General features: G+C 47.1%; 13 protein-coding genes and 2 pseudogenes. 1 reads left to right on the top strand and 14 read right to left on the bottom strand.

Features of this window, described 5'->3' with window-relative positions; all coding sequences use genetic code 11:
* Positions 1-151 precede the first annotated feature (151 nt).
* Entirely contained in the window at positions 152-1,579 is a 1,428-nt protein-coding gene (lpdA, locus tag BMY11_RS07835) for a dihydrolipoyl dehydrogenase (RefSeq protein WP_090573917.1), read from the bottom strand.
* 158 nt (positions 1,580-1,737) lie between these two features.
* On the opposite strand from lpdA, the gene BMY11_RS07830 reads away from it, so the two are divergent.
* Entirely contained in the window at positions 1,738-2,034 is a 297-nt protein-coding gene (locus tag BMY11_RS07830; protein WP_090573916.1) for a DUF2627 domain-containing protein, read from the top strand.
* A 65-nt stretch (positions 2,035-2,099) separates the two neighbouring features.
* Here BMY11_RS07830 and clpP read toward each other — a convergent pair whose 3' ends face one another.
* From clpP to BMY11_RS07770, 13 genes and pseudogenes are all read right to left on the bottom strand, one after another.
* Positions 2,100-2,675 carry an ATP-dependent Clp endopeptidase proteolytic subunit ClpP gene (gene clpP / locus BMY11_RS07825; RefSeq protein WP_090573915.1) on the bottom strand — a complete coding sequence of 192 codons (576 nt, stop codon included), beginning with the start codon at positions 2,673-2,675 and terminating at the stop codon, positions 2,100-2,102.
* A 22-nt stretch (positions 2,676-2,697) separates the two neighbouring features.
* A complete protein-coding gene (locus BMY11_RS07820) occupies positions 2,698-3,375 on the bottom strand; it encodes an RNA polymerase sigma factor (RefSeq protein WP_090573914.1) in 678 nt (225 codons plus the stop codon).
* A gap of 81 nt (positions 3,376-3,456) precedes the next feature.
* Positions 3,457-4,644, bottom strand: a complete 1,188-nt coding sequence (locus BMY11_RS07815) for an MFS transporter (RefSeq protein ID WP_256217355.1) — start codon at positions 4,642-4,644, stop codon at positions 3,457-3,459.
* Positions 4,645-4,747: 103 nt separating this feature from the next.
* Entirely contained in the window at positions 4,748-5,563 is an 816-nt protein-coding gene (gene spo0A / locus BMY11_RS07810; protein WP_090573912.1) for a sporulation transcription factor Spo0A, read from the bottom strand.
* Positions 5,564-5,789: 226 nt separating this feature from the next.
* A pseudogene (locus BMY11_RS29240) lies at positions 5,790-5,906 on the bottom strand (SpoIVB peptidase S55 domain-containing protein); the annotation flags it as partial.
* A gap of 578 nt (positions 5,907-6,484) precedes the next feature.
* Positions 6,485-7,612: pseudogene (locus BMY11_RS29235) on the bottom strand (recombinase family protein); the annotation flags it as partial.
* Between the two features lie 75 nt (positions 7,613-7,687).
* Entirely contained in the window at positions 7,688-7,825 is a 138-nt protein-coding gene (locus BMY11_RS28805; protein ID WP_177182553.1) for a hypothetical protein, read from the bottom strand.
* Positions 7,822-8,061, bottom strand: coding sequence for a hypothetical protein (locus BMY11_RS07800; protein WP_090573910.1), 240 nt, complete (start codon positions 8,059-8,061; stop codon positions 7,822-7,824). The genes BMY11_RS28805 and BMY11_RS07800 overlap by 4 nt, the downstream gene beginning before the upstream one ends.
* The gene (locus BMY11_RS07795) at positions 8,058-8,381 is read right to left on the bottom strand and encodes a hypothetical protein (protein ID WP_090573909.1); all 324 of its coding nucleotides are present in this window, start codon (positions 8,379-8,381) and stop codon (positions 8,058-8,060) included. The genes BMY11_RS07800 and BMY11_RS07795 overlap by 4 nt, the downstream gene beginning before the upstream one ends.
* Positions 8,382-8,394: 13 nt before the next feature.
* Complete coding sequence (locus BMY11_RS07790; RefSeq protein ID WP_090573908.1) at positions 8,395-8,610, bottom strand: hypothetical protein; 216 nt, start codon at positions 8,608-8,610, stop codon at positions 8,395-8,397.
* Positions 8,611-8,794: 184 nt separating this feature from the next.
* Entirely contained in the window at positions 8,795-9,301 is a 507-nt protein-coding gene (locus tag BMY11_RS07780) for a 3D domain-containing protein (RefSeq protein WP_256217379.1), read from the bottom strand.
* On the bottom strand, positions 9,285-9,848 hold the full coding sequence (locus BMY11_RS28800) for a nucleoside/nucleotide kinase family protein (protein ID WP_177182551.1): 564 nt from the start codon (positions 9,846-9,848) through the stop codon (positions 9,285-9,287). Before BMY11_RS28800 ends, BMY11_RS07780 begins: the two co-directional genes overlap by 17 nt.
* 588 nt (positions 9,849-10,436) lie before the next feature.
* A complete protein-coding gene (locus BMY11_RS07770; protein WP_090573904.1) occupies positions 10,437-12,242 on the bottom strand; it encodes a DNA primase family protein in 1,806 nt (601 codons plus the stop codon).
* Positions 12,243-12,283 lie beyond the last annotated feature (41 nt).

Genomic DNA, 12,283 nt, shown 5'->3' with positions numbered 1-12,283 from the left:
GCCCTCCTTTTAGCTGCTATTATAACCAGGTACTAAGACTTGACTATACCCATTATAACCGAGTTCCTCTGAAAAAGAAATGTTGGATCCACTGTCTCATGTAAGCGATTTATGGTGAAAGGTGTTTACTATATAAAGATGCAGCAACCGCCTAAAATGCGATTGATTTTCCGTTCACAGCGAGCATTGCTTCACCAATAACTTCCGACAACGTTGGATGCGGATGAATCACTTGTCCGACTTCCCACGGTGTTGCATTAAGCAGCATCGCAAGCGAAGCTTCGGACAGCAAGTCCGTCGCATGCGGACCGACAAGGTGAACGCCTAGCACATCGCTTGTCTTCGCATCTGCGATGACTTTCGCAAATCCTTCGGTTTCGCCCAGCACATGTGCTTTACCGATTGCTTGGAATGGGATTTTACCGACTTTAATATCATGTCCTTGTTTGCGTGCTTCGTCTTCGGTAAGACCGATCGAAGCAATTTCCGGTCGTGAGTAAATCGCCCGCGGTATACGAGAATGATCCGGTGCTTGATCCTTGCCGCCGAGCATATGATCAACGGCTACAATCGCTTCATGTGCAGCTGCATGCGCCAGTTGAAGTCCGCCGTTCACATCGCCGATTGCGTAGATATGCGGCTCATTCGTCTGGAAGAAGCTGTTCACGCGGATGATACCCTTCTCGATGCGGACATCGGTATTCTCCAGTCCGATTTCTTCGACATTCGCCTGCCTGCCAACGGATACAAGCAGTCGCTCTGCATTCAAAATTACTGCGCCATCCTCCGTATCTGCCGTAATCGAAGCTTGTCCATCACTATACGTATACGTCTCCAGCTTCAATTGAATGCCAGTTAGAATACGCACACCGCGCCGGCGTAGCTGCTTCGTCAGCTCTGCAGAGCTTTCTACATCTTCACCTGGCAGCAGACGGGATGCAGCCTCAACGAGCGTCACTTCGACGCCGAAGTCGATAAGCAGTGACGCCCACTCGACACCGATGACGCCGCCGCCGATAATGAGCATCGAGCTCGGCAGGTTCTCCATTTCGAGCGCTTCATCGCTTGTCATCAGCTGACCAAGAACCGGCTCTAAGCCTGGAAGTGTACGCGGTCGTGAGCCTGTTGCGATAATGAGATGAGTCGGCACGATCGTTTCCATCTCGCCATCCTCATACTCAACCGCGACACTGCCGCTCTTGGGCGAGAAGATCGACGGTCCGATTACGCGCCCTCTTCCTTTTATAACCGTAATCTCATGCTTGCGCATCAAATACTGCAAACCTTTATACAATCCTTCGATCGTATTCTCTTTGCGCTGCTGCACCTTCGGAAAATCAATGCTGATCGCACCTTCAGCGACAGTAATCCCATAGGTGTCCGCCTTGCGCAGCGTTGCATAAATTTCCGCGCTGTGCAGAAGCGACTTGCTTGGAATACAGCCTTTATGTAAGCATGTGCCGCCGAGCTTCTCTCTCTCAACGATAATGACCTTCTTGCCTGCTTGTGCCGCCCGGATTGCGGCTGTATATCCTGCAATGCCTCCGCCGATAATGGCCAAATCGCATTGTAATGTCATGTTCGTTCCCCTCTCCAATTCACCTTGCTATACATTCCCTATTGTACCTTTTTTCGCTCACACAGAAAACATCCCCCACCTAAATGGACAAGTCAGGTGAGAAAAAGGTATGATATTACTGTATCTGCTGCATGTGTACAGGGGGATTTTATTAACGTATGAGACAAGTCATTATTCGATTTATTGCTGTCCTATTGCTTGTTATTCCAGGTCTTGGAGCCACATACGGCTTCCTGCTAATGAAGGATGCTGTATTTCATTATTTCTCATCTTTCGGCGATGAAACCGCAACTGTGCGCCATTTTGAATGGTGGATGTTTCTAGGCGGACTTGTGCTGTTCCTGATCGGTGTTGCTTTCATCGGCGGCTGGACATTCTACCGCGACCGTAAGCGCAACTATGTAGCACCACGCTATCGCCAGAAGCGGCCTCGTCCGCCTCGGCCAGGCGTATAACTTAAGCTATATGTAATATAAGCGGGCACTCCTCTAATGGGAGTGCCCGCTTGTTCATTCTTGTTCTATTCGATTACACGATCCACGATGCCGTAAGCGACTGCATCCGCTGCGCTCATGAACCGGTCCCGGTCTGAATCGCGTTCAATTTGCTCCACTGACTGTCCGGTGTGGCTCGCGAGCAGCTTGTTAATCTTCTCGCGCGTCTTCAGAATCCAGCTCGCATGGATTTGAATGTCTGATGCCTGCCCTCTGGCGCCACCTAGAGGCTGGTGAATCATAACCTCGCTATTAGGAAGCACGAAACGCTTCCCCTTCGCTCCACCTGCGAGCAGAATAGCGCCGAAGCTGGCTGCAAAACCGGTGCATATCGTCGAGACATCCGGCTTAATGTATTGCATGGTGTCATAAATGGAGAAGCCAGCCGTTACAGAACCGCCTGGACTGTTGATGTACAGCTGGATATCTTTCTCCGGATCATCAGCTGCAAGGAACAGCAGCTGCGCCACAATGGAATTCGCCATCTGATCCTCAATCTCGCCACTCACCATTATAATTCGATCCTTAAGCAGTCGCGAATAAATATCGTAGCTGCGTTCCCCGCGATTTGTCGATTCAATTACGTATGGCGTCAAAATCATCGTATTCATCCTCTCAGGCCCGTTATGATGCCATCATCATACTAACGGATGAGCCGATGCCTGAAGATACACGAAGCTGGCCGACGGCCTGAACGGGATCGATGAGTTGTTCTTCGGCATTCGCAAGCACGATCAGCGCCTGTGGATCAGCTGAACGGATCGCATTCACATACGCGTACAGCATGCTATCGCTGACTGGATTCTCAGCGCCGATATGCGTCGCACCGCCCTGCTCGCGCTGCTTCAATCGCGCAAGCGCCGACCTTGCCCTGTGAAGTGCAGCTTTAACAGCACCTTCTGATGTGGACAGCTTCGTCGCCACCTCACCGGCTTTATAACCGAACAATTCCTTTAGCAAGAAAACGGTCCGCTGCAGCGGAGACAAGTGAGAAAGCAGCAGCCGTACTGCATACTCCATCTCATGCGAATCACCATATAGCCGAGTCAGAACGGCTTCATTGCGCTCCAGAGCGCGTCTTGCCAGCTGCTTCCTGCGCATAAGGTCAACCGAGATATTTTTCGCAGTACGCAGCAAGTAAGCAGTTGGGTTCGGATGCTCCACCTTTCCGTTCATGACCGGAAGGGCTCGCAGACAGGTTTCCTGGACAATATCTTCAGCGTCCCAGGTCGAATGCGTGAGCGACAAGCAGTAACGGTATAGCACGAAGCGCATTTCATCGACCGTTGGCTTTATTGTCATTTTGGCACCTCCTCATCTGTTAGCTTGTGATGCATAACGTAAACGAACGAAGGAACGAAAAAGATACGCGCTGCAATAAATTTATATGACAGTTGTGGTTTGCGATTGCGTATTTCGGCGGAACATGGGGCCAATGATGGCGAAAAGGGTAAACGCGCTTCCCAGCATAATAAACATACTCTTCTCGGATATATATTGTATGCCAAAGCCGCTGATGCTGGGACCGAGCAGACTTCCGACGCTGAAATGAATGGATGCAATAACATTCGCTGAGGGCAGCAGCTCACGCGGAAGCAAATCAGCCGCGTAGGCAAGGCCGAGTGAGAAGAACGAGCCGATACAGCCACCGATTAAACCAAGCAGCGCGAATAACAAGGGAGCGTTATTCCCAGCTAACGGTACCATGAAGAACATGATACCCGCTGCTAATGAACAGAATATGAGAACTGGCTTGCGCCCGATTCGGTCACTAAGCATCCCAAGCGGGAACATCACAATTAGACTACCCACTCCAAGCGCAGGAAGCAACATGGAGATTACCTCTTTACTCAGATGAATACGAAGTCCATATAGCGGAAAATTGCTGTTCATCGTCGCTTCCATCAAGCCGTAAAGTATCGCTGGAAACAATGCGAACCACGCAATCCGGTACGTATGCCAGTAGCGGTTCGTTGAAGCCGCAAGCTTTTCCGCTCTCTCGGGATAGATCGACGGTAACTTAAACACAAACAACATAATGATAATAAATAAGACCGTATTCAGCGCAAAAGGCAGCCATTTCCCAATCGAGATAAAGTTGATGCCCATGGGTCCGATGCTGAAGCCGATTCCATATGCCATGCCATATAACGAGATATATCGTCCTCGGCTTGCCGGTGGGCTACTGCTCACAATCCATAGCTGTGTGCAGTAATGAAGCGCGCTGTCGCCGATTCCGACAGCAATTCGCAGAATAAACCAGATCCAGAGGGCGTGCATGAACGGAAACAGAATCGTCCCGACACCTGCGATAACAATACCAAACAGAATTCCGTATTTATAACCGATTTTCCTAATCGGTTTCTCGATGAAGAACATGGTACTGAATGTACCAATGTACAATGCCATCGAATTGAGTCCGTTGAGATCGGACGAGACGCCTCGCTGATCGAGCAGAATAGCGAGCAATGGAAGCAGTAAGCCTTGGTTCAAGCCTGATACAAGTGTGACCGATAATAAAATAATTAACCTCTTCAGCGAAGGAACAGGTGTATATACTGATGTTGTCAAAACAATCCTCCTAAATGACATGCAATGCTACGAAATAAAAACGCCACATTCGCAGCTTGCACGAAAGTGGCGCTTCATTCGATTCGAGCTATTCTCTATCCTTTCACGACACCTTATGTTCGATGCGCAGCTTGTCAGCGACCATAGCGATGAACTCGGAGTTCGTTGGCTTCGACTTGCTAATATTGATCGTATACCCGAACAAGTGGCTGATGCTGTCGATGTTGCCGCGTGTCCAAGCTACTTCAATTGCATGGCGAATGGCGCGTTCCACACGGGAAGGTGTTGTCTTGAACTTCTCCGCAATAGCAGGATAAAGCGTCTTCGTAATAGCACCCAAGATTTCGATATTGTTGTAAACCATTGTGATCGCTTCACGTAAATATTGATACCCCTTAATATGGGCAGGCACGCCGATCTCATGAATAATGCTCGTAATGTTCGCATCAAGGTTTTTACCTTTCGCGATTGGTACAACGTTCGACTTCGACATTCCAGCAGTCGCAGACGAGGATGTAAACGTCGAAGAAACAGTCGGATTACCAACGAGCTGGCGGATTCGATTCGCGAGAATTTCCATGTCAAACGGTTTAAGTATGTAGTAGGAAGCACCAAGTTGTACCGCTTTTTGAGTGATGTTCTCTTGACCAAATGCTGTTAACATAATGATTTTAGGCATTTTAGGCAGGTTCATTTCGCGCAGACGCTCCAGAACACCGAGGCCGTCAAGATGCGGCATAATGATGTCGAGAATAAGAACGTCAGGTACTTCATGAGTCTCTTCCAGTAAACGAAGAACTTCCTCACCGTTATACGCGACACCGGAAACTTCCATATCATTTTGTTCAGAGATGTACTCTGAGAGAAGGTTCGTAAATTCCCGATTGTCATCAGCCAACAAAACTTCAATTTTTTGCAAGGTAAAGTCCTCCTTAGACTAAAATCCACACTCAAATGCAGTAACCGTCACTTAATACGTTTATTGTACTTGCTTAATAAACATTTTCGACAGCCCGGATGAAATTCCTTCTGTCGAATAATATTTTTCTTTATTTTTATTTTCAACTGATTTATAATAAATAATTTATTACACGAATCTTCAAAATTTCTAATATTTCGACATGAAACCAAAAAATCTTAAGGGGCTATGCCACCTTAAGATTTAAGCTTGCTGGTTTCAACAATACTCCGGCATCCTGCAGCATCCACTCGATAAAGCATCCATAACCGGATGTAGGATCATTAACGAATACCTGTGTGACATCGTATTTACCCACGCAGCACTAGCAGCAGAAACCTCCCTACTTCCTGTGATAACTTCCTTCATGACTTGCTCCATCTTGCCGTCCATCATGCGCTGTAAGTGTGCTGGAACTTCACTGCCTGTGTGTGCCCGTAACACGATGTGTGGTTCACCATCTACCACTGTGATGTGGTCAACAAGTTGTAACACGACTGCCCTCTTACGTTGGAAGGTCACTGGATCATCTTGTCCGGCAATGTCAGTGTACTCAGACAGGACTTCCATGGCCACACTGATGTTTGTCAGGTGCTGCTGTTGTGCGTGCATCGAGATACGTTTGGCTTCAAGCTGCGTTGTTAGTTCTTCTATTAAATTGTCAATGCGCTCCACTGCCATACTGTATGCCTTTGCTGATAGGTCACCATTCACGTAATCTGATTCAACCCTGTTTAACTTTGCTTTGTTCTCGTCCAATTGTAACTCCATTGTTGATATCTCAGCACCCTTGGTCTCACCAAACGTGGACAGATATCCAACAGCCAGTTCAACAGCTTCCTGTTTGTCCGTTGTCGTGAACATACCTTGTAGCTCGCTTAACACTTGATGCTCTATGTCTTCCTTGCGTAACCGTGTTGGATTATCACATTCAGTGTTGGAGCATACATAGTATCGGAATGACTTACCCGACTTCCTGACACCGGAATCTTTCGTCTTGGTCTGTGACCCACAGTGTGTACATTTGATGACCCCGCTCAGCAACCACGATGTAGCCATTTGCTTGGGTGAGACTTTTGTGGATCGTTTCTGTTCCATCCGTTCAATGATCTTGTACCAAACGTCCAGGGGTACGATCTCCTTCAATAATGGTGTCTCCTGTAGTGTCCATTCTCTTGGTGGTCTGCGTGACACTTTGGGTTTGCCGTCAGCATCGTAATACCGATTGAGAACACCATTCGCCAATCGTCCACAGATCGTAGGATTCTTGAGTAAGTTGCGGACATTCTCCTTGTCCCACTTATCACTCCTTCCATGACCTTTCTTGCCCTTGGTGAACGAGATACCTTCTTCATTCAACTCTTTGGCAATGACCACCGTACCTTTGTTCTCGTTCATGTACTTGTGTATGATGGACAACCACACACGAATCTCTTCCTCGATCTCGACGATTTTCTCTTCTTCAGCGTTCCATCTGAACCCGTAAGGTAGTTCACCGCCTGCAAACTTGCCGGTTGCTCTCTGGTTCTCTTTGACGGCACGGATACGTTCCTTGGTATTGGATATCTCCATCTCAGCAACAGAAGCTAGGATCTGCCTTGTCAGCTTGTCAGCCGATGATGCTTGGTTCAACTTCTTGTCACCGGATATGTCCCACACTGGAACACCTATTCGGTCCATCTGGTTATAGATCGTTTCCGACTCTTCCACCTTACGAGCGAGACGGTCATACTTGAACGTGACTATTAGATCCAGTTGGCCCTTCCTGGCTTCACTCATCATCTTACCTAAACCATGCCGCATGTGCATAGGTATCTTATCGGCAGATATACCCTCATCGCTGAACATTGTGATCACAGCGTTTGGATGATTCTGTTGAATCCACTGCTTGCATTTGAACAATTGACCGTCCAAACCTTCACCGTTCTTGGCTTGCTCGTCGGATGATACACGTAGATATATGGCAATCCTAAGAATAGTATCCCGCAGTTGGTTTTTTGACTGTAACATTAGTTCGTCACCCCTCCTATAAATTAGTATAATCGTACCACGAACTGGACATGGTGACAAACAAAAAGACGAGGATCATTCCCCGTCTTTGACCTTCTCAGAAATAGGATGGGCAGCTTCTCTCTTCTTTGCTTGGTAGCGACTAACAATGATGTCAGCCAACATGTATTTGAGAGATTCCTGCTGCTCTGGTTGAAGTTTGCCAATGATCATTGAGCCACCTCCTTTTCCGTTATAGTGCCATTCTTTACCATATAATATTCAATTTTCTCGGCAACATCTACGATATCACTGCCCCAAGCTGTCAGTTCATCGTCCATCGTTTGATTACAGAACTCCCACATGAGCAATGTCGGGGACAGTTCCTGGGGGTCACCTTTACATCTGCTGCTCGTTCCTGTGCTAAGTTCGTGGGCTACCTTTTCAATTCGTTGCAATACTTGGTTCATTGGTTGCCACCTCCTAGCTTTGATAAGCATTCACGAGCAATCTGTCCCATGTCATGTTGCATACGAGTAATGTGGGAATCTTCAAGCTGTATTTCATGATTCCAGTAACTCGCATACCACTTCACACACTCCACCAGCGCGGCATTGTCGGATTTAAGCTGTTCGTTTTCCTCACTAATTTTGAGGATACGAAGCCCGTAATCCTTCTCTAGAATCCGTAGAACAGTGAGTTCTTGTTTGAGTTCATAAATGTCAAGTTGGAGTAACACGATTTCTGCTCTGGCGTCCACTAGTTCTGCGCTCACGCTTATCAAACTCATATGTCAATTCCTCCTAGTTAAAAGTGCTTGCAGGTGGTAGTTTGGAACCCCTTACCTTGAGTGCGAAGGTTTCGCCATCTTCATCAACCTGTTGCTGTTTAATCTCGAACATAGCAGCCCTTTTCAATAGTCTGCGGATGTGCTTGGGAACGGTGCTGTAAATGGTGTACAAGCGAGTTGCCTGTTCCCAGACGATTGTGGTCTCTTGCTCGATCACTGGATAGCTCATCGTTTTGCACCCATCCTTCCTTTGGTTTGTTCTGCGTATAACCAATCCAACCACTCTTCACGCTCTTTCACGCGACCACGGCATTTAAAGCAAATGGCAAACCCAATTCCCGTGAACCTGATGGTCTTAGACCTACTGCTTTTGAAACCACAAGCCAAACATTCATATTTTTTAGGTGCTTTTGTCATATATCTAATCTCCCTTTAATTTCGAATTTAACGTGCTGTCTACCAAACTCGTAAGCATCGTCACGGCTCTGGTACACGATGTCAAAGTGGTTGCCCTTTACTGCACCACCTCTGTCCATCACGATGCCGTGGATGGTTCTACCGCTCTCCAGAGTGATGTCAACGAGTGTACCGAACTTGTATCTCTTATCGCTGGCAAGGATGTGATAGCCCTTGAACTTGATACCATTGTCCAGGTCGTATCCGGCTGCTGTCACACCTGTCTCACCATTCATCGTGTCTTTGCAGTTGCAGTAAGCTGTTGCCACCCCTGTCACTGAGACCGTGACCTTTTTGGAATGCTGCTTAACTTTCTTCGTGATCTTGACTGGTACGGTCTTAATTGGTGTCACATACGGGACAGTGACTAAATCGGGTTGGTCAGGTGCTGTTGCAATACTATGGAACAGAAGGGAGCAGCCTATCACCACTCCCAATGTCACCATCTTAGAGCGGAAAGTCATCGACAATAGGTCTTCTTTCCTGTGGTGTCCCGTTGACCAAACAATTGATGAACCGTGCGACATTGATTTCCAGTTCCTCGCGTGTACCGCTGTTGCCAATGATGTAGTCCCAGTCAATCTGCCATAGTTCTTGCTCAGATGTGTTGACCTTGTGGAACGTCTCACCTTCAGCTGCACGATCACGGCGAACCTCGTCTTTAGTACTGACACAGACAATAGCGAATCCATTCTCACGACACCACTGAGCTTCATTGGGCATTCTAACGTCCGTGATGATGATACCTGCACCAGAACATTCCCACATGGAGAACGACTTTGCTAGTTTGTTGATCCATACGTTCTCATCGATCTCACGCATAGACATTCCGAACTTCTCGTAACCGTCACGGGGCTTTGGAATGCGTGGAACATTTGGGAACGTATCGTGGAACATATTCTTCATTTCGTCTGCAAATGATAGTGTTACAATTGGTGGGCACAGCTCTTGGATGATTGATGCAACCGTATCCTTGCCCGACCTGGCGTATCCGACCAAAGCTATCTTCATACTTGGTCACCCTCCGTAACAGGCTCGACATCGTACCAACCAACCATCCACCAATCAGATCCGTCGAGGTGTTTACAAGAGTCAACCCCGTGTTCACAGGCGTCAGTGACCCTCACAATTTCACCAATTTCGAAACCATGGCACGCACGGTTGCCCACCACTTTGACCAAGTCTCCAACATTAATTTTCAATTTCGTTTCCTCCTCGTTTATGGTCTACACCCGTGTAATCACAAACGGCTGCCGATTTTCACAATGGACAAAAAAAATCCCCCACGGTTAAGTGAGGGAACTGAAAGTATTACTGAACACTGGACTTGATTTTTAGTCAGGCTTGGAATGTTATTTCGTCGTTACGAGTCTCAACTTTCCTTTTTCAAATTGAATAGATAGATGATTTACGCTACCATAATCATCAACCGAAAATACACGATTAATCTCAATGTCATCTTCAAGACCACCCGCCGTTGCTAAATTTCCAGCATGTCTTATGATTGAGCGTTCATCGTGGAACACTGTCATGGATTCTTGGTTGTAATCACTTTTGTTTGAACTACAATATAAACTTTTGACATTTGGACACTCTCCTCTATTTCTTCATGTAAACCTTAGCCGTCTTACCAACTACGAACTTCGCACCAACGATCCATCCACGCTCTGTCTCAAACGTTTCACGTAGGATCTTCTTGGATTGGACATTGACCCCGTTCTCTTCGGCCCAAGTCTGATACGTTTCATAGACTTCTGGCGGCCTTTTACCGAGAACTTCATGATCCTTGGATTCACGGATAAATGTGAGTGTACCGTTGTTCTCTTCGTGATAGGCTGCGTTGTAGTCGTTGACCTTCTGTGATTCAGTGAAAGCAGCATTTTCGTACAAGGAGTAATATCCTTCGACCATCAGCTTGACCCAATATTCCAATGCTTCTGGCGTGGTCAGTTTGCTGATGAACCGTGGATCTTTCTTCTCGATTGTGCCAAACATTGGACACCATATGACCCTGCGCTGGTAACTTTCGCCCTTCTCAAAGCTCTTGAGCAAGTGATTGGAAGTGAATATCAGACTCGTTGTCACAATGACCTGTTTGGACTGCTTGTACAACTCACGGGACGAAACGTAATCACATGTGCTGATGTTCTTGAGTGCTTTCATCTGCTTCTCATCTATTGCTTTTTCCTCGATGTCATCGCCCAAATTAGCAAGCTTACCTCTCATTGAAGTGAAGTAGCTTTCCTTTGTCATCTCTTCTGGTGACAGTGAGCTGCAATTGTCGTTACCCAATATGCGTCTCAAGATGGTCAACATAGTACCCTTACCGTTACCACCGTTACCGATCCACACAAAGAACTTAGCCAGCTGCCTTTTGAATTCCGGGTCAGTGATCAATGTGTGGGCCATCGTCTCTAGAATGAGTTTGCGATAATCAGCATCACCCTCTGTCAAGAAGGTCAGGAAGTTTTCAACGGCTTCAACAGGTTCTGCGTCCTCGTTGTATTCCAAGTCAACATAGAACGGTGTGAAATCGCTTGAGTTAACTTCGATCCAACGACCATCGCGCAGGATACCGTTGTTGAATTTGATGTCAAAGCCGTATGCCGGTTCCTTTATGTTCTTGATGCGGTATTCCAGTTGGTTGATGACCTCGTCGATATAACGGATCTTCTGACCCTTCAAATGCTCCGCAATGGTTGTGGTGAACTCCTCGCCTGTCAAATACTTCTTACCATCGTACATATACAAATGGTCACTGTACTTGATGATCTTCAACTTGTTCATTAGCTGCACGGATACTTCATATTCGTTGTCCTTCTCGGCACGGATCTGTTCTTCCCGGCAAACTGTGGTGAACTCGTCATCCTCCATAGGAATGGCGAATATGTAGCTATTAATGAAGGACAGACACTTCTTCCAGTTGTTGACCGACATGATCTTGAATTTGTGAGCATACAGCTTCTGATTGCGTCCGTCACCGCTGTCCAAACCTTCAAGGGACTCGAGCTTGGTGCGGCTGTACAAGAAGTCAGGCAACTCCTCACGAACACCAACATTATCGATGGTTCTCAGGATACCTTTTCTTTTGATCGTGATGGCCTTGGTGTTGACAATGTGCTTGTATTCAGCATCGAATCCCAGGGGAGTTACATTGCGCGTACCACGGAATCCTTTAGGTTTGCGGAAATATAAATGACATCCTCTATCCGTCCAAACCACTTGCGTTTTGATGTCAAAGGCTTGGATCATCTTCTCAATCGTTTCTTTCGGCAGCGAGTCGATATCCACGATTAGGTCATCTGCTGTCAGGCAATATCCAGCATCGCGGAAAGCTTCGTGCATGGGCGATTGATCAGCGATCACAGATGCGTGTTTCTGGTCTTCCTTGAACTCGACGTACATAGTTTGTTACCACCTTCGCGTCAGTTGTGTCTTACACCCGT

The sequence above is a fragment of the Paenibacillus sp. OV219 genome (genome assembly GCF_900110075.1).
Lineage (GTDB): Bacteria > Bacillota > Bacilli > Paenibacillales > Paenibacillaceae > Paenibacillus_Z.
Note: the sequence above shows the minus strand (reverse complement) of the source record. Positions and strands in the feature narration are given on the sequence as shown.

Excerpts from the sequence above, each read along its gene's own strand:
- lpdA (WP_090573917.1), bottom strand. The coding sequence starts at position 1,579 with ATGACATTACAATGCGATTTGGCCATTATCGGCGGAGGCATTGCAGGA.
- BMY11_RS07795 (WP_090573909.1), bottom strand. The coding sequence starts at position 8,381 with ATGAGTTTGATAAGCGTGAGCGCAGAACTAGTGGACGCCAGAGCAGAA.
- BMY11_RS07830 (WP_090573916.1), top strand. The coding sequence starts at position 1,738 with ATGAGACAAGTCATTATTCGATTTATTGCTGTCCTATTGCTTGTTATT.
- BMY11_RS07770 (WP_090573904.1), bottom strand. The coding sequence starts at position 12,242 with ATGTACGTCGAGTTCAAGGAAGACCAGAAACACGCATCTGTGATCGCT.
- BMY11_RS07790 (WP_090573908.1), bottom strand. The coding sequence starts at position 8,610 with ATGAGCTATCCAGTGATCGAGCAAGAGACCACAATCGTCTGGGAACAG.
- BMY11_RS07820 (WP_090573914.1), bottom strand. The coding sequence starts at position 3,375 with ATGACAATAAAGCCAACGGTCGATGAAATGCGCTTCGTGCTATACCGT.
- BMY11_RS28805 (WP_177182553.1), bottom strand. The coding sequence starts at position 7,825 with ATGATCATTGGCAAACTTCAACCAGAGCAGCAGGAATCTCTCAAATAC.
- BMY11_RS28800 (WP_177182551.1), bottom strand. The coding sequence starts at position 9,848 with ATGAAGATAGCTTTGGTCGGATACGCCAGGTCGGGCAAGGATACGGTT.
- BMY11_RS07780 (WP_256217379.1), bottom strand. The coding sequence starts at position 9,301 with ATGACTTTCCGCTCTAAGATGGTGACATTGGGAGTGGTGATAGGCTGC.
- clpP (WP_090573915.1), bottom strand. The coding sequence starts at position 2,675 with ATGATTTTGACGCCATACGTAATTGAATCGACAAATCGCGGGGAACGC.
- BMY11_RS07800 (WP_090573910.1), bottom strand. The coding sequence starts at position 8,061 with ATGAACCAAGTATTGCAACGAATTGAAAAGGTAGCCCACGAACTTAGC.